This window comes from Fundidesulfovibrio putealis DSM 16056, assembly GCF_000429325.1.
Lineage (GTDB): Bacteria > Desulfobacterota > Desulfovibrionia > Desulfovibrionales > Desulfovibrionaceae > Fundidesulfovibrio > Fundidesulfovibrio putealis.
Window position 1 is genome coordinate 291,795 of the sequence record NZ_AUBQ01000006.1, and the last position, 19,782, is coordinate 311,576.

The window sequence follows — 19,782 nt, forward strand, 5'->3', positions numbered from 1 at the left end:
CTGGCTTTACAGAGTGGGCTTTTGCAGGGGCTTTGTACTGCGCCAACACGCCGAAATAATTTACCGGCGTGTCAACGAACAGATTTTGCATAACGATGTCAGGGAAATGCCCGGACAACCTTGAGGCATACCCGAACTCTCTGGCAGAAGGCGTCTGCCTGACAACAACTCAAATTGACCTGGTACTCTTTATGAATTTAACGCAAAAAATCTGTCAGGAGAGAATGATGGAAGAGCGTAGGCGTTATGAACGAATCTCCATGGATGATAATTCCGGATATTATGACTACACAATTGAAATAGACGGAGCATGCTTTCTGGCTATGTTGATGGATATCAGCATTGGTGGTGCGAGGCTCAAACTAAATGATGCCCCTGACAAGAGTACATGTGGAAGAAAGGGGACAATAACAAATGAATACTACGCCAAGCCGTACCTGGCTGGGAAGAATTATACGGTAGCCTGGCAAAATGAGTACTACATTGGAGTGTCGTTCGCAGAACCACTCATCGGAAGTTACAGGCCGCCATACTTGAAGGACCAGAAATCAAGTTAGCCGGTGCAGGTGGGGGCGAAATTATCACAGAAACTCTTCAGGACTGGCTGCCTGTCAACGAGTACAGGCTCAATTTCATTGGAGGTCTTCCTGCAACTGTTCATAGGCCAAGAGCATTCATAAAAAGGCTGTCTGACTGGCACGGGCAACTGACTGTGGCTGATGACGTACCATTAGATACTCGCAAGAAACTCTCGTATTTGAAGGAATTCGGCGGCGTCCAGCGTCTGAACGGAGTGTCGACGCTATTGTCTGTGACGAGGGGGACAGGAAAGGTCGCGCGCAGGGAAAACGGTTGGGTGTACGGTTTGGATATGGCACATGGAGCATTGTCCTTTCTAAGATTTCCGAAATAGTTGACATAAATATCAATCGCGGCCGTGTGCGGGTTGTTCCTTCCAGTATGCGAGTCCACCGCTTTTAACCTCTCCCAAAAGTTGATCTCCAAGGCTGTCCATGCGGGGGTGCCTCAAGGCAAGGGAAATCACTCCCCCAATGTATACCCGCGTCTTGCGGAAACCTGTTTCCGGGCCTCCTTCATCATCGCAACCCCCAAGATCGCTTCCCCGGCATGGAAACTCCCGTGAGAGAGAAATTTGCCTGCAACCGTTCCAGGGGGAACGGTTGTTCGTGTCGTATTATCCGTGGTTCGATAGCAGTGTTCAATATGTACATTGCATCGGCGATTTCGAGGTTTTGTTACTTGGCGTATTGATTGGTTGGGAGATTGCGGGGTGAGTTTTGCTGTCATCAAGAGAGAACGTCTCACTTTATGGTTCTCATAGTGCGAGAATTATGGGTGGCTCTTGGGTTTTATACAGAATTAATCAATTATGTCATGGGTATTGTGCTGGTCGTTGTGACGGCATGCTAATTGTAAACAGCATAGTGTTCATGATCGTCTGTGGTGCATGGTGGTTCATAAGCCTGCGATTGCTCTGGCGTTGCCGCCCTCAGGGAACCTCATGGATGATTGCGGGCGATCCCGGGAATCGGTGGATGTGTCGATAGTTTTTGCGTTGAAATAAGTTTATAATCAAGGAGAATTGGAATGTCATTAGGTACAATTCTGATAGTTATTCTTGTGCTCGCACTTCTTGGTGTGCTTCCGGTGTGGTCACATAGTCGTCCGTGGGGATATGGTCCGAGCGGTTTGGTGGGAACAATTCTCGTTGTTTTGTTGATTCTGTTTCTGCTGGGTAAGATTTAAAGCGGCATATCTCTCTAAGAGGTCATAAGTTTACTCATTTTTGGCTCGCGCCGATGGAATGTCAACGTTGTAACTACGGAGTATGTCATGAAGTCAAGCACGAAAGACAGTGTTGAAGGAACGTTGCACCAGGTTAAGGGGAAGGCCAAGGAAGTCGTTGGCGTGGTGACCTCAGATGTCAAGATGGAAGCTGAAGGCAAGGGAGAGAATCTCGGCGGGAAGATTCAATCCAAAGTCGGCGAGATCAAGAAAGTTCTGGGCAAGTAGGCGGCAACGTCGGCGGGCTATCGCCAGCGTGCAGTCCTGATGATCATTTTGCAATCCTAACCGCAGCAGGCTTTATGAGAACAACCACGATCATTGCCGTCGCACTCATTGTGCTTGGCATCGCTGCCCTTGGATATCAAGGGTTTACCTATACAACCAAAGAGAAAGTCGTCGATCTTGGTCCACTGGAAGTGACCTCCGAGACCACGAAGACATTTCCCCTGCCTCCTGTTGTCGGAATCATCGCGTTGGCCGGAGGAGTCATCTTGCTGGTCATTGGGAAAAGGCGCGGCTGATACGTGCTGATTCATGACGTGCTTGGAGGTTGATCTGCACGATGCATACTTGTCGAGTCAATTGGATTTTGAAGGAGATGATTATGGCTGCGCGCTTCTATTTATTCCCATGCTTTCTTGTGGCGATCGCATTGGCCAGTGTTGCTGTGAGTTCTGCCCAGGAAATCAAATCGCATCCGACTCCTGATGTTGATGGAGTGGTGTGGATGCGGTCAACTGAACAGGAAAAAATAGCTTTTCTATTCGGAGCAGGAAGTGCGGTTGTTCTCGAGTATCATCTCAGGGAAAAACATTCAGAGCAACCATCGAAGTTCGTCAAGGCGTGGGTCGATGCCCTTCGTGACGTCAGCTGGACTGAAATGGTCACGCGGATAGACGCCTATTACAAGAGTAACCCAACCAAGAGTGATAGAAATGTGTTCTCAGTAATTTGGCATGAAATAATTGTGCCTAACTTGAAGAATTAAGGACGAAGTCATGCAACGTATATGCTTCCTGATGCTGTTTGTTCTGCTTTTGGCGTTTTCCGCTTGTACAAACATGACCCGCACCCAGCAGGGTGCTGTGTCCGGTGGAGTCGTCGGCGCTGGGGCCGGTCTTGGGATTAGCGCCCTGAGCGGCGGCTCCCTTGGAGTTGGCGCTCTGGTTGGCGGCGGTTTGGGCGCTGTTGCCGGAGGGCTTTACGGGAATCAGCAGGAGTAGCATGCAGCACGATATGTCTGGTCCGAAGTGATCCTGTTCGGCCATGGCGATCCACGACGGACCATGCAATCGCCCCTTCCGCAACGTTGCTGATCTGTATGCAGTATTGCCTCGCTCATCTTAAGGTGAGCTTTAATAGGTGTGTCCATTTTCAACTCCGTCTGGTCAGGGTCTTCTCCCTTACCTCTTCAAGCACAAACCGGAACTGAGACAGAGAAGGCCCTCCCTCATGCGATTCAGACATATCACGTCATTTGTCCTGCTCTGCACGGCCCTGGCGCTTCTTGCCACGCCCCCGTCTGTGTCCGGGACCGAACCGGACCAGGCAGTCGGACCCGCTTCCACTTTCATCATCACAGAAGAGAATGACTTCTTCGCAGGAACCGACGAACAATATACCAACGGGATCAAGTTCAATTGGATTTCCGGCGATCTCAAGCACTATGCTGAGGACAAACGGCTCCCTTCGTTCCTGTTACCTTACCTTCGCATCCTCCCTTTCGTGAACGAACCTGACCAGCAGTACAATGTTGCGCTCGCGCTGGGCCAGAACATGTACGTCCCGCGCAACACAAGCCTGAAGACGCCATTGCCCAACGATCGCCCGTATGCCGGTTGGACCTATGTATCCCTGGCGCTGCACGCCAAGACCAGCACGCAGCTCGATACCTTCGAAACGAGCATCGGCATTGTCGGCCCGTCATCCAGGGCAGCCGAGACCCAGAACAACTACCACGCCCTCATGGGTATGAAACGTGTAGAAGGTTGGGACCACCAGATCAACGACGAGCCGGGCGTCATGCTCTCCTGGCAGCGCACCTTGCGGTCCCTGCGCGCAGACCTGGGCCATGATTTTGCCTGGGACTTCCTGCCACACGTGCGGGCCACGGTGGGAAACGTTGTGACACAAGGGGCGGTAGGATTCGAGACGCGCTTCGGGTACCGGCTGCCCTGGGATTTCGGCACCTCGCTCATCCAGCCCGGCGGCGGCGTGAGCGCGCCCGCAAGCCCGGCTGATCCGCGTCTGCGCCAGGACACCGATTTCGGAGTGCACATTTTCGTCGGCGCCGAGGGCAGGGCGGTGGCCAGGAACATATTCCTGGACGGCAACACCTGGCAGAACAGCCCGAGCGTGACGAAGAAGCCTTTCGTGGCCGATCTCATGGCGGGGGTGGGACTGGTGCTGGGCCGGGCCAAGTTGACCTACACCCACGTGTACAGGACGCAGGAGTTCGAGAAACAGTCCGGGCCGCAAATGCTCGGGTCTGTGAGCCTGGCGGTGACGTTCTAGTGCGACGGTTTCATGATGCGTTTGTACCGTCTGCAGACGTACGCTTAAAGAAAACTTGTTTTGTTGTTGAGGCATGTTCCTGTTTCTCAACATCGATGCGCGAATGTCTCGCCTCGTTCAAGCCTCGGCAGGAACTTCAGTAAGAGAATAGGCTGTTTTGGTGTGGCAGGCTCGTGGCTGTGCGGACGGCCCCGAGAGCCCCACCCAAGACCAGGGTGCGCGCGCGGGCCGCTCCCTGCCAGATGACGGCCGCAGCGACACACTGGAGTGCCGCTGCGGCCGTCATTCATTTCAGCAGCCCGCCCCGAAAGTCGATTCTTGCAGCCTGTTCAAATAACTCGCTGACAAGGAGCAGGAAATAGTCAAGCCCGATGCGTATTTGACATGCGTGAGGGTTTGGCTTTTTCCATGCAACGCAGTCAGCGAGGATTTTTCAACAGGCTGTCAGGCCATTTGCACTTCGACGTGGTGGTCCTGGTGATCGTCGACAAGGCGAATTCGTCCGGAGATCTGCTCCATGCGCGCAGGCCCGGCATCCTCTGTCACTGCACCGTCAACCGTGACGCGAATCACGCGGTCCGCCTTCCCGTCCACGCGCCGTACCGTGATATGGTAGAAAGTCTCACGGAAACGGTAATGCAATCTGTACGAATCCCAATGGTCCGGCATGCACGGCGCGATGCGCAGGCTGTCCACTTCCAGGTGCAGCCCGAGCAGCGTCTCCACGCTCAGGCGGTACATCCAGCCGGAGGCTCCGGTGTACCAGGTCCAGCCGCCCCGGCTGGTGTGCGGGGCCGCGCCGTAAATATCCGCGCACATCACGTACGGCTCAACCTTGTAGCGCTCGATGTCCTCCGCCGTGCTGCCGTGATTGACGGGGCTTAGCATGTCAAACAGCTCCCAGGCGCGCTTCTTGTCGCCCATCATGGCGAAGGCGGTGGTCGCCCATATCGCGGCGTGGGTGTACTGGCCGCCGTTCTCGCGTACGCCAGGCACGTAACCCTTGATGTAGCCGGGTTCGATGTCGGATTTGTCGAAGGGCGGCGCGAGCAGCTGGATGAGTTTCGCGTCGCGCCGCACCAGGCGCGCATCCACTGCGTCCATGGCCTGACGGGCGCGCAGGGGATCGCCTCCGCCTGAAATGACCGCCCAGCTCTGGCTGATCGAATCTATCTGGCACTCTTCATTCTCGGCAGAACCCAAGGGGGAGCCGTCGTCGAAGTAGGCCCGGCGGTACCAGCCTCCATCCCAGGCGTTTGCCTCGATGTTGTTGCGCAAGAGAGACGCATGCCGGCTGAATGTTTCGGCAAAAATCTCGTCGCCCCTCTCGCGGGCAAGACCTGCGAAGAGCTGAAGATTCTCGTAGAGGAACCAGGCCAGCCAGACGCTCTCGCCCTTGCCTTCATGACCGACGAGGTTCATGCCGTCGTTCCAGTCGCCGCAGCCCATCAGGGGCAGATGGTGGTCGCCGAAGCGCAACCCGTGCCGAAGCGCCCGCACGCAGTGCTCATAGAGGCTTGCCGCCTCTGTCGAGCGTTGCGGCTGGTCGTAGTACGCTTCCTCATTGGGGTCGAGCTCGCGGCCTTCCAGGAAATGCACCTGTTCGTCGAGCACCCCCGTATCGCCAGTGGCCAGCACGTAACGGCAGGTGGCGTAGGCGAGCCAAAGATAATCGTCGGAGAAATGCGTCCGGACGCCCTGGCCGCCCGGCGGATGCCACCAGTGCTGCACGTCTCCCTGGAGGAACTGGCGCTCCGCGCACCGGATCAGCTGTTCCCGGGCGAGCCAAGGCGTTGCGTGGACGAGCGCCATGGTGTCCTGCAACTGATCCCGGAATCCGTAGGCCCCGCCGGACTGGTAGTAGCCGCTGCGCCCCCAGACCCTGCACGAGAGCGTCTGGTAGACCAGCCAGCCGTTGGCCATCACGTTGAGCGCCGCGTCCGGCGTCTCCACGTGAACCGCGCCCAGCGTGCGGTTCCAGTGGCTCCAGACTTCCTCCAGGGCCTGTCGCGCGCCGGCAGGTCCGGAGAAGCGCTGGATGAAGTGCTGGGCCTCGTCCGTGTGGCGCGCCGCTCCGAATATGAACACGATCTCGCGCTCCTGGCCTTCGGCCAGTTCGATCCGGGCCTGGATGGCGGCGCAGGGGTCGAGGCTCGCGCCCGTTTTCCCCGAAAGCCGCCTGCGGCTCATGGCCGCCGGGTTGTTCAGCGACCCGTTGCGGCCGATGAATTCGGTCCTGCTCCCGGTCATGGAGCGCGCGAGCTCGCTGACATGGGCGAAGACGACCCGGTGGGCGCATTCGCGGCCATAGGCGTTGCGCGCGAACATGGCCCCGCTGTGCGGGTCCGTTTCGGTGACCACGTGCATCAGGTTGGCGTGCCGCCATTCGCCGAGAACCAGCTCCCAGTATCCGGTCAGCGACAACCGGCGGGACCGCTTGGAGTGGTTGCGCAGCTTGACCACCACGAACTTCACCGGCGCATCCATGGCCACGTATGTATGCATTTCAGAGGAGATGCCGGATTCGTAATGCTCGAAGACGCTGTAGCCGAATCCGTGCCTGCACACGTAGCCGGACCGGCCACGGGCGGGCAGGGGGCTTGGCGACCAGAACGCGCCGGTGGTTTCGTCGCGGATGTAGAATGCTTCAGCGCTCGTGTCGGAGAGCGGATCGTTATGCCAGGTGGTCAGGCGGAACTCGTGGGCGTTTTCCACCCAGGTGTATGCGCTCCCGCTTTCGCTGACCACCGTGCCGATGTGCGGGCTGGCGATGACGTTGGCCCATGGAGCGGGCGTCGTCTGGCCGGGCTCCATGGTGATGACGTACTCGCGTCCGTCCGGCGTGAAGCCGCCCAGGCCGTTGCAGAAGATGCGCTCGCGCGCGTGCAGCGGGTGGACAGGGTCGGGGGGCCGTCGGAGCGTGGGATCAAGCCTCTTCGGCGCCCGGTCTGCCAGGACGCGGCGTTCCACCTGTTCGGACAGGGATTCCGTGGAGTCTGTCAGCACGACGCGGGCCACGGTCTGGAACAGGACGCGGTCCTCTTCCGAGAGCTCCTCCGCGCGGCGCACGAAGACCCCGCCCGGTTTGTCGAGAACCTGCGCCTCCGGTCCCGCGTTGATGAAACCCATGATCTGGTCCTGCAGAACCGCGCGGTAACTGGTAAAGTCCTCGTTCAGGATGATCAGGTCCGAGCTCAGGCCTTTCATCCGCCAATAGGCGTGTGCTTGCAGCACCTCCTTGACCAGCCCGATGCGGTTCAGGTCGCTTATGCGCAGAAGAACGATGGGCAGGTCGCCGGAGATGGCAAACCGCCATAGTCCGGCCTGACCGAGCTGGTTTCGCGCGATGACGCTTGGCGCGGCGCGGCGCGTGGGGCTGCCGTAAATGACGGAAGTCGCCAGACGGCCAAAGACCTGCGCGTCGGCTTCGGTCGCTCCCAGATGGCGCAGCACTTCCTGGCTCTGGAACCAGGCCATTTCAAACGCGCGTTCGACGAAGTGCCGGTCGGCATACTTTTCGAGCACTGTCAGGGCCGCGTCGCGCGTGCCGGCCACGCCGGAAATGATCTGCACGCTGGCCGATTCATCGGGCGCAAGGGTGATGATGCGCCGGATCGCCACGATGGGATCAAGCACGGAACCGCCGGTGTTGGAGAGCATTGCCGGTGAGCCGTCATCCAGCGCTGCCGGATTGGCGGCGCTGCGGCCCCGCCCGATGAACCTTGCGCGGTCGGTCTCGAAGGACGGCTCGCCTGCGGTCGCGCCGGGCGCCGCCAGCAGGTGGAACATGAGCGGCAGCTGCTCTCCCGGCGTGCGGGGACGCCGGGTGCAGAGGATGGCCTGACGGTCTGGCAGGATCTCGGTCTGCACGAACAGGTTGCTGAAGGCGCGATGGGAGAGGTCGGCATTGAGGGGGGCCATCACGACCTCGGCGTAGCTGGTGACCTCGATGCGGCGGGTGCGCGAGGACATGTTTGTGAGCGTGACGCGGCGGATTTCCACATCGTCTTCCGGAGACACGCTGATCTCCGTGTGGGTTTCGATGGCCTGGTCGCGCCTGCGGTATTCGGCCCGCCCCTGCACGAAGGTCGCCTCGTAGTGATCGGCCTTGCGCAGCGTCGGCTGATGCGCGGTGGACCAGTAACGGCCTGTGTCGGTGTCGCGCAGGTAGATGAAGGCGCCCCAGCAATCCGTGGTGGCGTCCTCGCGCCAGCGGGTTACGGCCAGATCGTGCCAGCGGCTGTAGCCGCCGCCCGCATTGGTCGTCATCACGTGGTACCTGCCGTTGGACAGCAGGTGCACTTCCGGCATCGGCGTGTTGGGGTCTGTGAAGGCGCGCATGATCGCGTCCGCTTCCGCTGCGGCCGGGCGCGCGGAGGCGCTCACTTCCGCTGCGTGCGGGTGGAGCGTCGCCCCCTTCTTGGGCACGCGTTCCTGCAACAGCAGATCCGTGGCCCGCACCTGGGGGGAGGCCATGAAGCGGCGTTGCATGGGCTGGCCCAGAAGGACATGCTCGAAAGCCAGGAGGCTCATGCCCTGATGGTGCGCCATGAACGCCCGCACCACTGCGTGGCTCTTGCCGCGCAGCACGCGCGAGGGCGTGTAGTCCACGGCTTCGTAGAAGCCGTACGCGCCCTGGAATTCGCTGCTCGCCAGCGTTTGCAGATTGCGGCAGGCCTCCCTGGGCAGCACCATGAGGGCCAGCGCGCTGGCGTAGGGCGCGATCACCAGATCGTCCCCCAGGCCTCGCTTGAAGCCGAGCCCGGGGACGCCGAAGGCCCGGTACTGATAGACGTGGTGCACGTCGGTGGCGTTGTAGCAGGATTCGGATATTCCCCAGGGAACGCCGCGCTGGCGGCCATACTCGATCTGGCGGGACACCGCAGCCTTGCAGGTCTGCTCCAGCAGGGTGCTCTCGTAGCTGGGCATGACGAGTTGCGGCATGAGGTACTCGAACATGGAGCCGCTCCAGGAGATGAGGCTCACGTCGCGGCCATGGCTGGTGAGAAGCCTCCCCAGCGAGAACCAGTGCTTTTGCGGGATCTGCCCCTGGGCGATGAGCAGGAAGCTCGTCAGGCGTGCCTCCGACGCCAGCAGGTCGTAGCAGGAGGGGTCGCGGCGGCGTTCGCCCACGTCGTAGCCGATGGTAAGCAGGTCGCGCGACGTGTCGTAGAGAAATTCAAAATCCATTGCGGCCAGTTCCCGGCAACGCTCCATCATGTCGTCGATGATCGCCAGGCGCTCCAGCGCGGCTGCACGCTGTGATGCAAACCCGGCTGGCTGCATGGGGTCGATCACGCCCTGGGCCAGCTCCGCCAGTCCTGGAATGTCGCCCGCCGTGTGCGTGTCAGCGACCAGCGTCCTGATGTCGTCCTCAATCATGCGGGCCTGCTGGACGAACGCGTTCGCCCAGAAATTCAGTTCGTCGTCGAGTGCTGTTGGCGGCAGCGACGAGGCAAGCCCCTCGCCATGGCGGCGAATCTCGGCCAGGGCGATGCCGACAGCGGCCAGCGTTCGCGGCAGCCCGTCGCGCGTGAGGGCTTGCAGGGTGTCCTGAAGCAGCCTGATCTTCTTCGCGAGTTCGGGGATGCGTGAGGCGGGCGCGCATTCGGAGAGCACCTGCACGGTATCCTGAAGCCCGTGGAACGCGCGCGGGGAGAGCACCGGATGGTCTTTCAGCTCGGCAAGGCCCGCCTGCAACGTGAGCAGGCTTCCCGCCAGGTTGCCGCTGTCCACCGAGGAGACATACTGCGGGCGAAGCGGAGTCAGCGTGCGGGTGTCGTACCAGTTGTAGAAATGGCCGCGATAGCGCTCCAGCTTCTCCATGGTGGACATGGTGTTGCCCGCCAGCCGCAGAAATTCTCCGGCGGGGATATAACCGAAATCGTAGGCGGCCAATGCAGACAGCAGGGACATGCCCATGTTCGTTGGCGAGGTGCGCGAGGCGATGACCGCAGATGGATACTCCTGGAAGTTGTCGGGCGGGAGCCAGTTGTCCTGCGGCCCCACGAACTCCGCGAAGAAGCGCCACGTTCTCCTGGCGGACGCCCGCAGGAATTTCCGCTGTTCCTCTGTCAGATCTTGCGCAGGCGGCAGGAGTGGGAGGCTGATCCACCAGCCCACGGCGGGAGAGAGCAGCCACAGGAGCAGCACCGGCGCGCAGGAGATCAAGCCCGCAGGGTGGAGGGTCCACACCGCGAAGCCCAGCGCCGATGCCAGAAGCGGTGCGGCCCACATCTCAACGCAGAACGCCGCCAGCGTCCGGCGCGCGTTGCGCCGGGCATAGCTGGGCATGTGCCACAGCAGCAAACCGCGCCGGGTGAACAGCATCCGAAGGCCCGAGCGCAGGATCGCGTCCACGCAGATGAGCGCGTCGTACGGCAGGAAGGTGAGCGTCAGCAGGGCGAGCGCCAAAGGACGACCGGCTGATCTGCCCGCAAGCGCCGTGTGCACCAGCCAGTTGCGGTCGTCCGGTTTGCGGACGAGTTCTATGACGGCCCGCAACAGGTCGGGCAGGAACACCACGCCCGCCACCAGCAGGGTCCAGAACCACGGCGACCCCGGCCCGAGCAGCCAGCCGCCCGCCAGCAGGGCGAACAGCGACGGCGGCACAAGGCTGCGCCGGATGTTGTCGAAAATTTTCCAGACCGACAGGGCGGTGAGGGGATTGGGCTGCCGCCTTGATTTCGTTCCATCCGGCCCCGGCGGTCCAAGAACGCTCGGGAGCAGCCACCCGGCCAGTTGCCAGTCGCCACGGATCCACCTGTGGCGTCGGCTCGTCTCGATTGCGTAACTGGCGGGATGCTCCTCGATAAGGTCCACATCGGTCACCAGGGCGGAGCGGGCATAGCCGCTCTCCAGCAGGTCGTGGCTGAGGATGAGGTTCTCGGGAAAGCGCCCGTCCACGGCCTGGCGGAAGGCGTCCACATCATAGATGCCCTTGCCGATGAACGATCCTTCTCCGAAGAGATCCTGATAGACGTCGGACACTTCGCGCGAATAGGGGTCGATGCCGGACTCGCCCGCGAACAACTTGGTGAACAGCGAATGCCCCGCGCTGGTCAGGCTGATGGACGCGCGGGGTTGCAGGATGGCGTACCCGTCGACGATGCGCCCCTTCGCGGCGTCGTACACCGGCCTGTTGAGAGGGTGGGCGATGTTGCCGATGAGCGTGCGCGCCGTGTCGCGCGGCAGTTGCGTGTCCGTGTCCAGGGTGATGACGTACTTGATCGAGCCAAGGACGCCCAGGTCTCCGACGATGTCGGAGAATGCGGCGACGTCGCCGCCGCGCAGCACGGAGTTGAACTGCTCCAGCTTGCCGCGCTTGCGCTCAAAGCCCATCCAGACCTGTTCGTACGGATTCCAGACCCGTGGCCGGTGGAACAGGTAAAAGACGCAGGGGCGGTCGTCCCGGTAGGTCTCGTTGAGCGCCTGCACGGCCGCGCGGGCGTGCGACAGCAGCTCTTCATCTCCGGGGAGGGTGCGCTCGGGGGCGTCACGGTAATCCGTCAGCAAGGCAAAGAACAGATTGCGGTCGCGGTTCCCAAGGTATCGGATCTCCAGGGCTTCGAGAAGATCATCGATTTCCTGCGGCGTGCTGAGCAGGGTGGGGACTATCACCATGGTGCGGTGCGCAGATGGGATTCCCTTTGAAAAATCCATGCGCGGCAAGCCGCGCGGAGGCAGGAAAAGTGTGACCAGCAGGTTCACCAGGGAGACGGCCAGCGTGGAGACCCCGAGCACGCCAGCCACCGCCAGCAGCCAGTACCTCCAGTCATCCGGACCGGGCACGGAGATGCTGGCGAGCACGACCGACGCTGCCATTGCCGTGAGCACCAGGATGGAGCCGAGGTAGACGGCCAGCCGGAGTTGTCGGCTCGTTGCGCGAAGGCGCGATTTCAAAGTGGGGCGGAAGCCTACCGCCCTTTCCAGCACGTGGTGGCCCTGGTCGACCAGGTAGTACCCGACGTGCGCGGTTCGATTCCCGGTTCCAAACGCCTGGGCAGCGGCCTTGGCGAGGCTGAGCGTTTCACGCGCCACCTCCGGTTCGCTCCTGGGGCTGCCCTTGGCCACTTCCTCGATCACGTGGCGGTATCGGTCGCGGGTGGAAAAATCCTGAAGGGCATGCATTCCGGCCGGGTCCTCGCGCAGTGTCCGCTCGACCACGCTTTGCGACTCGACGTAATCGCGCCAGTCCATCGCGCCGATGAAGCGCAGGCTGCTGATGCTGTTGGCAATGGCGATCTGGTTGGCGGCAGCCGTCCTTCCGGCTGCTTCCGACAACTGGGTCGCCGTGACCCCCTGTTCCCGCAGCTTCTGCTCGACCCAGGTCTGCACAAAGGCCATGGCGGAGCCCTGGGCTTGAAGCCGTGCATAGAACTCTTCCACGAAGGGGGCAGTCAGGGGAACGTCCGCGTTGGCGAATTTGGCCAGTTGTTGGATAAGTTGTTTCGGCTCGAGCTCTGCGGTCGCGAGCATGCGGTCTGCCCAGAGGATGGCCGCATCCCTCTCTTCGCGCCTGCGCGCTATGCGAACGCCGACACGCCGGATATTTTCCAACAACGCAAGCTGCAGCATGATGGGGAACGCCCAGAGTTCGCCCAGCCTCAACGGTTCAACGGTCTGGTAAGCGGCTATGAACTGGTGGGCGTTGTCGCTGTCGACGCGGCCATCCATGTGCGAAATCAGCTCCAGGGCCAGCTCGTAGATGCGCGGGAAACCGGCTGATGCTCCGTCGGCCAGGCGGGGCAGCTGCCTGCTGTACCCGCGCGGCAGATGGCGGCGGGCCATGACGATCTGCTGTTCGATGAGATAGAAATTGTCCAGGAGCCAGACTTCCGCAGGGACGATCCGCTGGCCCTGCGTGGCCGACGCCGTCACGACGTCATAGGCCGCCAACAGGACGCGGGCGTTGTCCGCCAGCCGTGGCAACAGCTTGTCCGGTCCAGGCTTTGGGTCGATTCGATGCTGGACGGCCAGCATGACAGCGTGGCGCTCCAGTTGCTTTATGCTGAACAATTCCGAGCGCAGCAGCTCAGTATCCTGGTCGCCCCGTAGCGCGGTACGCGTGCGTGCCGTGAGTGCAAACGCGTTGATTACTATGGTAGTATCCTCGTAATGATGGGTGAATAAGTATTGTTGTCTTTAGGGAAATACCCTGCATTGTCTGTTTATGAGAGGGTTGTGTCCAGGTTTATTTCAGAAATAATCATAATAGGTGATGTATAAGTCGTGATTATTGATGTTGGAGTGTGCATGCCAGGTTTTCAATGCGCCAGGCAGGGGTTGTTGGTCCCTGCCTGGCTGGAATCAGATTTGTTGAGTTTTATTGCACGGGCTTGAACTTGATCTCCACGCGACGGTTCAGCTTGCGGCCTTCAGCGGTTGCATTGTCGGCGCGCGGCTGGGACTCGCCGTATCCGATGGCCGTGATGCGGCCCGCTTCGACGCCCTTCTTCACGAAGTAGGACTTCACCGAGTTGGCGCGGCGGTTGGACAAGGCCTGGTTGTAGCTGTCCGAGCCGACGGAGTCGGTGTGGCCTTCGAGGACGACGTCCATGTTGGACTTGGACTTGCTCATGGCGACGCCTTCATCAAGCACCGGGATGAATTCGGGCTTGATGTTGTACTTGTCGAAGTCGAAGTAGATGGAGCGGAAGACCACGGTCTCGCTGCCCATGTCGGACAGTTCCTGGTACAGGCCGCATCTCATGAAGTTCAGGCGCGCGGCCTGGTCGCGAAGGAAGTCTTCACCCTTCACGAAGCACGAGCACCTGGACAGGGCGGCGATCTGCTTCAGGACGCTCTCGCCGTGCTTGCTGTCGGCGAAGCTGACCACCATGAAGCACAGCTTGTCGCCGTACTTGGCCTGAAGGCGCTTGGCTTCGACCACGGCATCGATGCCCAGGTTTTCGTCGCCGTCCGAGAACAGGACGACCGCGGTCCTGCCGGACAGGTTGCCGAGCACCTTGTCGAGTTCCTGCAAGCCGGGACCCATGGGGGTTACGCGGCCATAGGTTTCGTAATCGATGCTGATGGGGTCGATGGCGTTGGCCACATTTGCCCGGCTGTACGGGGCCATGCCTGCGTACTGCCTGAAGGGGGCGAAGGTGTACACGCCGCTCTTGTAGCCCAGGTCCGGGACGAGGTTGTTGAATTCCACCATGGCGGATTTGGCCAGAACGATCTTGGATTGTCCGCCAAGGTCGACGATCCGCACGCCCTTGTAGAAGAACTTCATCGAGCTGGAATGATCCAGGAAGAGAATGAAGTTGTCGACTGAGGGCACAAGCTTTGCCGCTGCGGCGGGAATCGCCGTGACAAGCAAGGCGATGGCCAGCAGTGCGGGAATGACGCGCATTTGTCTGGTACTGGTATTGGTCATATAAACCTCTTGGTTTTCGGGTGATGCGTTGTGAGAAGCACTCCTGACGCTGTCGGCGGCAAGCTAGATTGATGGCTTAAAACACGTTGGCATTGCACACCCATCCCTTCTCTCCGGTCTGCACGACTTCGACATAGGACCAGCCTCCGCCTGTGTCGTTGAAAATAACCCTCATCTCCTGGCCGAGGCCAAGCTTTTTCAGTTCGCCACAATAGGTTCCCTGGCAATTGCGCAGCGGGAGGTCCGTGAAACCAGCGATTACCGTGCTGGAGTTGGACATCGCCATTGCTGGAGCGATGTACAGGCTCAGAGCTGCAAGCAGTGAGAGTGAGCAGGTGATTGTTTTAAAGATTCTCATTGAGAGCTCCTTGTTTGGTTTGTTATGAAAATACCCCACCCAGGTGTGCCGCTCTGCGTGGTGAGCAGAGGGTGGTTGGAGTGTTGCGTTTGAAATCGGAGCATAAGCGGTTGGTGTCGCGTCCGCTCATGCTCCGGTCGGCATGTGCGCGAGGCCCACGCGGAATCAGTAGGGCTGGAGGCACTGCTCTCTTTGGAAGTCGCAGTTTTCCAGGCAGTTCCGCTTGCTTCCCAGGCCCGGGTCGTCATCGCAGCGGGAAGTGCATTTTCTCCATGATTCGTTGCAGTAGCTCAGGCTGCGCACCTGCTCGATTCTGGGATACGAATCGCCGCGCATGATGGGCAGGGGGTCTATGACCCTGCCGGCGCTGCTGTCGTCTATGTAGACGGTCCTGTTGGAGTTGTCCCTGTAGTACAACCGGCCACGGTCATCTGTTGAATAGCTGACGTTGTCGTCATCAATGATGTAGTAGAGTCCTGCTGGACCCTGCTGCACCACGGGGCTTCTGTCTATGGTGTGCACGGATCCGGCCGTATCGACATAGTAAAGCTTCCCGTTGTTGTCGCGGTAGTATCTTCTGGACCCGTCATCTCCTCGATGGACGATGACAGCCCTCTCATTGACACGTGTGGTGGTTGCCTCGGTCGGTTCCGGGGGCGTTCTTTTCTTGGCGCAGCCATACGTTGCGCTTACAGCCAGGATGGCCGCGAAACACAACAACATCGTTCTGTGAATTCTTGATTCTTGCATGATTGTCCTCGCGTCCTATTCTTCATGTTTGCAGGCAAACGACGGTAGGCTGGAGTTCCTCACTGGTGATAAGGATCCCAGGCCTGTTTGCTGCGGTTATTGCGCCTTGCCACACCCAGAGAAGGCGCTGTAGCAACTCGACGTGCAGGCATCGATATCGACCTGTGTTCTGTTGCGCGGATTGCTGCGACATGTGTTTTCACAATTCCTGTACTGCTGCTTGCAATATTCAGGTGTTTCGACGCCGCTTCGCCCCGTCTGGCTTGGCGGAGTTGCCGCAGGAGCTCCTGGATTATATATCCGCTCGTTCCCGTCTCGAATGACGAGTTGTCTGGCCGCGCAGGTCATGTTGCAGTCCACGCAGTCATGGTTGCAGGCAACGCTCGGGTCGCCGCCCGGTGGGACGTTGACAGTGCATACGACCGTGCCGTCGGGGCGGATGCACTGGTAGGAATTGGGGCCTGCGGCGAAGGCCAGGGTGCTCAGGCAGGCCAGTGTCGCCATGGTGAAGATGATGAGTTTCATTTCGACGTCCTTTTTTGGGGGCGGTTGCGGCAACCGCATGGATCGCCGCCTTGTGCTGAGATACTGCTCCCTATTGTTGTCCCTTGACGCGCATGTCGTTGCGGACGGCCTTTACCCCGCTTACCCGGCGTGAAACCTCGACAGCTCTCCTGATCTCCGCGCTTGAGCCTACAAACCCGCTCAACTGGACCACGCCCTTGAATGTTTCAACGTTTATCTCGGCAGATGAAAGAGTCGGTTCCTGGAGAATTGCTGTTTTGACTTTTGCCGTGATGGCAGAGTCGTCGATATACTCCCCGGTCCCCTCTTGCGTCCTGGTGGATGCGCATCCGAGCGAAATAACAAGGATGAACATGGCCAATACGAGTGAAGTATTCATTGCTAGTCTCATGTCTTGTCTCCTGTTTTGATTTGTGTTTGTGTTGTTATGTGTTGATGGTGTTTTAAGTTGGAGTGCATTGTTTGGACTGTATGGTGTTGTTGTGCTGACGGGTCCATTATTTATTTCTTGTTGCGCTTGTACTTGTGATACAGATCCAGTATTTGTTCCGCCAGGGCCAGGCCGAGAGTCAGGCTGGAGAAGGTGCTTCGTCCCATGTTCCAGGCCCCTTTGATGTCGAGTTGGACAAGGTGTCGGCGGAACTCGCTGCATGTGGCCAGGCGATCCTTGCTCTCCTGGATTCGCTTTAGTTCCTTGTCGAGAAACATGACCTGTCCTTCTTTAGTTCCGCCAGGCTCTGGCTGAACGCCATGGGCTTGCTTGACGTTCGCCGGATCAGTGTCATGAAGGCTGCACCTGCGCCCAGAAGGCTGATCATGGCCGCTGCCGCGAATCCGAGAAGCTTCCACTCGTCCGGCAGGGCGAACAGGCATCCCAGGACCATCAAGCCGATCCCGAACATGAAGCAGGCCACCCCGAGGCAGGCCAGCACCAATGCCTGCACGAACCTGATCTTTGCCTCGCGCAATTCCAGGGACAGCAGCTCCAGGCGATCTTCCAGGATTTGCACTGAAGTCCAGCCGAGCCTGCCGGCGGCTTGCGCGAGCCTGGAGATGCCGGGTGGCAACAGGTTCACGCTACTTCCTGGACAAGGCCCAGCCAAAGAGCAGGCCGACGATGAAGCTGCCGCCAATGGCGTAGTATGGTTTCTCGTGGATGAAGGCATCGGCGCTCTGAGCCTTGGCCAGGACCTTCCCTTCGATCTCGCCGTATTCCTTGCGGGCTGATTCCAGCCGCTCCCGGAGAGCCGAACGGGCCGATTTGATGTGGTCGTCCACCTCGTCGGAGGTCGCGTCAATCAGCGCCTGAGCGTGCTCCATCATGTTGTGCATTTCTTTTTCCATCAGTTTCATATTGTTCTGTCCGGTTGCCATTTTGTGCATTCTCCTTGGTTTCGACGCTCTGGAAGTGTCGACGTGAGCTTCCCTGTTGCAAGAGCTCAATTTACTGTGTCGAATATTGTTCATGTTCACGTGTCGATAAGATTTTTTTTCATTGTTTTAGGCAACATTGTTTTGGTTTGCGTTGGTTGTAATAATTTTTGCCCATGTATGGCTGTTTCCATTTTGGGTGCTTCTTCGGAAGAAACACTGCATTATGTTGCATGGCAAGCTATTCACATTCATGCCATGTTTGTAGTTTTGTTTGGTGCGCAGTTTCCAATAACTACATTTAATAATTTGTTAATATACAATAAGTGTGCCGCACGGTCGTTTTCGCAATGTGCTGTAATACCTGTCGATAATAGTGCCTGGAATCACGCAATGGGAATTTTCTCATGCCGGAAGAATCCGCGAGGAAGAAATTCTCATGGGAAGAGAATCGTGGAAGGCTTGGTGTATTGTTTTGGCAGAAAAATGGGATGCGCGGTCGGGCTTCAAGCATGTGCGTGAAGCCAGGCCGCCAGGTCAGGCAGGATTTTCGGGTTGCGTGCTTACAAGTCGTTTTGCGGGGCGTGGCTTTTGGAGCGGGATGTAAGGCCGTGTTTTTTCAGCAACCGATATAATTGCGCCGGGCTCAATTCCGATACGGACATTATTTTGGATATATTGCCTGCATAGGAGTCAACCAGAGACCGGAAATAGATCTGTTCGATCTTGTCCAATGATTCCGTGCGGAAGGACTTCCAGCTCATGTCGATGGTATCGCTTGCGGGCTTGAGGGACAACTCCTGCGAGGCCGCAGTACCCTTCAGGGTGGACCGGATGAGGAGCGCGCGCATCTCCAGCGGCAGGTGCCAGGGCATGAGGACGTCGTCGGTTTGGGCGGACGAGACCAGCGCCCGGATCAGGTGGGACAGTTCGCGCACGTTTCCGGGCCAGGCATATGTGCGGAACATGCGCATGAGTTCCGGGGAGACGGTTTTCGTGGCCAGATTGTTGCTCCGGCATGCTTCCGCCAGAAAGAACGCCACGAGCTCAGGCAGGTCGGAGAGCCGCTCCCGCAGGGGAGGAAGGCGGATTGTCACCTCCCGGATTCGGAAAAAGAGGTCTTCCCGGAACTGGCCCGCACCGACCATGGCTTCAAGATCCCTGTTGCTGGCGCACACGAAGCGGAAATCGCTGAACACCTCGTGATGTTCCCCGAGGGGGCGATACCTGTGGGTTTCCAGGACGCGCAGCAGGAGTTTTTGCGTTTCAAGGTCGAGTTCGCTTATTTCGTCCAGGAAGAGGGTGCCGCCGTGCGCCTGCTGGATAAGTCCCTGGTTTGCGGACACCGCGCTGGTGAACGATCCCTTCTTGTGTCCGAAGAGCTCGCTTCCTGCGATGTTGGGCTGGAGAGACGCGCAGTCCACGATCACGAACGGTCCGTTCGCCACGGAACAGTTCTCGTGCAGGGCCCTGACGAAGAGGTCCTTGCCGACGCCCGTTTCTCCGTAAAACAGAACGCTCACGTTGCTTCGAGCCGCCCTGGACATTTCCTGTATGCATTGCAGCAACTGGGGGCTCGACCCCACAATCCGGCTGCGATCCACGGGCAGCGTGTCGCTCTTTTTCTCCCTGAACGCCGTGGCTTGGCGGATGGAGAGTTGGAGTTCCTGCGGTGAAAACGGCTTTTCGACGTAGTCCCAGGCTCCGTTGCGGATGGCCAGTTCCGCTCCGTTCGGATCGCCCGCGCTGGTGATGATGATTACCAGGGGGTTGGAGGGGAGGTTCGTGAATTTCACAAGGGATTCCAGACCGTTGCCGTCTGGGAGGAAGACGTCTAGAAACACGAGGTCGATGGGGATTGCCGCGGCCCTTTTGAGTCCCTGGACCAGGGAGGGTTCGGCATACACGTCGTGCCCTTCCGCCCCAATGATGTCCGAAAGCACCACGCGGGTGATCTCGTCATCGTCAACTATAAGAATCCTGGCCATGCTGCTTCCTTGTCTTCAACCGGGTGTGGCTGCCTCGGGATTCACCCAGGTGCGTTGAGTTGTTTTGATGCGCATGGTCCCGC

General features: G+C 59.2%; 16 protein-coding genes. 6 read left to right on the plus strand and 10 right to left on the minus strand.

The window, feature by feature from the left end:
• The first annotated feature begins 227 nt into the window (after positions 1 to 227).
• The 5 genes from G453_RS23115 (at position 228) to G453_RS0108710 (ending at position 2,797) form a co-directional block, all read left to right on the plus strand.
• The gene (locus G453_RS23115; protein ID WP_051272071.1) at positions 228 to 557 is read left to right on the plus strand and encodes a PilZ domain-containing protein; all 330 of its coding nucleotides are present in this window, start codon (positions 228 to 230) and stop codon (positions 555 to 557) included.
• Positions 558 to 1,608: 1,051 nt separating this feature from the next.
• Entirely contained in the window at positions 1,609 to 1,767 is a 159-nt protein-coding gene (locus G453_RS27120; RefSeq protein WP_084502189.1) for a DUF3309 family protein, read from the plus strand.
• An 87-nt stretch (positions 1,768 to 1,854) separates the two neighbouring features.
• Entirely contained in the window at positions 1,855 to 2,034 is a 180-nt protein-coding gene (locus G453_RS0108700) for a CsbD family protein (protein ID WP_027190749.1), read from the plus strand.
• Between the two features lie 74 nt (positions 2,035 to 2,108).
• Positions 2,109 to 2,330, plus strand: coding sequence for a hypothetical protein (locus tag G453_RS0108705; protein ID WP_027190750.1), 222 nt, complete (start codon positions 2,109 to 2,111; stop codon positions 2,328 to 2,330).
• A gap of 83 nt (positions 2,331 to 2,413) precedes the next feature.
• Positions 2,414 to 2,797, plus strand: coding sequence for a hypothetical protein (locus G453_RS0108710; protein WP_027190751.1), 384 nt, complete (start codon positions 2,414 to 2,416; stop codon positions 2,795 to 2,797).
• Here the strand turns inward: G453_RS0108710 and G453_RS29110 are convergent.
• Positions 2,781 to 3,077: a hypothetical protein gene (locus tag G453_RS29110; protein WP_156920855.1), complete on the minus strand. Its 297-nt coding sequence runs from the start codon at positions 3,075 to 3,077 to the stop codon at positions 2,781 to 2,783. The genes G453_RS0108710 and G453_RS29110 overlap by 17 nt on opposite strands.
• Before the next feature lie 184 nt (positions 3,078 to 3,261).
• Here G453_RS29110 and G453_RS23120 point away from each other — a divergent pair, with 184 nt between their 5' ends.
• Positions 3,262 to 4,323, plus strand: a complete 1,062-nt coding sequence (locus G453_RS23120) for a lipid A deacylase LpxR family protein (protein ID WP_051272075.1) — start codon at positions 3,262 to 3,264, stop codon at positions 4,321 to 4,323.
• Between the two features lie 444 nt (positions 4,324 to 4,767).
• Here G453_RS23120 and G453_RS0108725 read toward each other — a convergent pair whose 3' ends face one another.
• From G453_RS0108725 to G453_RS0108765, 9 genes are all read right to left on the minus strand, one after another.
• Positions 4,768 to 13,305, minus strand: coding sequence for a GH36-type glycosyl hydrolase domain-containing protein (locus tag G453_RS0108725; protein WP_205620057.1), 8,538 nt, complete (start codon positions 13,303 to 13,305; stop codon positions 4,768 to 4,770).
• Between the two features lie 343 nt (positions 13,306 to 13,648).
• Complete coding sequence (locus G453_RS0108730) at positions 13,649 to 14,707, minus strand: OmpA family protein (RefSeq protein ID WP_027190754.1); 1,059 nt, start codon at positions 14,705 to 14,707, stop codon at positions 13,649 to 13,651.
• Positions 14,708 to 14,783: 76 nt separating this feature from the next.
• On the minus strand, positions 14,784 to 15,065 hold the full coding sequence (locus tag G453_RS26190) for a hypothetical protein (protein ID WP_051272078.1): 282 nt from the start codon (positions 15,063 to 15,065) through the stop codon (positions 14,784 to 14,786).
• A gap of 165 nt (positions 15,066 to 15,230) precedes the next feature.
• A complete protein-coding gene (locus G453_RS27865; RefSeq protein WP_156920856.1) occupies positions 15,231 to 15,587 on the minus strand; it encodes a hypothetical protein in 357 nt (118 codons plus the stop codon).
• Positions 15,588 to 15,911: 324 nt separating this feature from the next.
• Complete coding sequence (locus G453_RS27870; RefSeq protein WP_156920857.1) at positions 15,912 to 16,340, minus strand: hypothetical protein; 429 nt, start codon at positions 16,338 to 16,340, stop codon at positions 15,912 to 15,914.
• Positions 16,341 to 16,410: 70 nt separating this feature from the next.
• Positions 16,411 to 16,731 carry a BON domain-containing protein gene (locus G453_RS0108745; RefSeq protein ID WP_043645048.1) on the minus strand — a complete coding sequence of 107 codons (321 nt, stop codon included), beginning with the start codon at positions 16,729 to 16,731 and terminating at the stop codon, positions 16,411 to 16,413.
• Positions 16,732 to 17,026: 295 nt separating this feature from the next.
• Complete coding sequence (locus G453_RS0108755; RefSeq protein ID WP_051272080.1) at positions 17,027 to 17,416, minus strand: phage holin family protein; 390 nt, start codon at positions 17,414 to 17,416, stop codon at positions 17,027 to 17,029.
• A 1-nt stretch (position 17,417) separates the two neighbouring features.
• The gene (locus G453_RS0108760; RefSeq protein ID WP_043645179.1) at positions 17,418 to 17,693 is read right to left on the minus strand and encodes a DUF883 family protein; all 276 of its coding nucleotides are present in this window, start codon (positions 17,691 to 17,693) and stop codon (positions 17,418 to 17,420) included.
• Between the two features lie 581 nt (positions 17,694 to 18,274).
• Positions 18,275 to 19,699 (minus strand): sigma-54-dependent transcriptional regulator, encoded by a 1,425-nt coding sequence (locus G453_RS0108765; protein ID WP_027190760.1) that lies wholly within the window; start codon positions 19,697 to 19,699, stop codon positions 18,275 to 18,277.
• Positions 19,700 to 19,782: the final 83 nt, after the last annotated feature.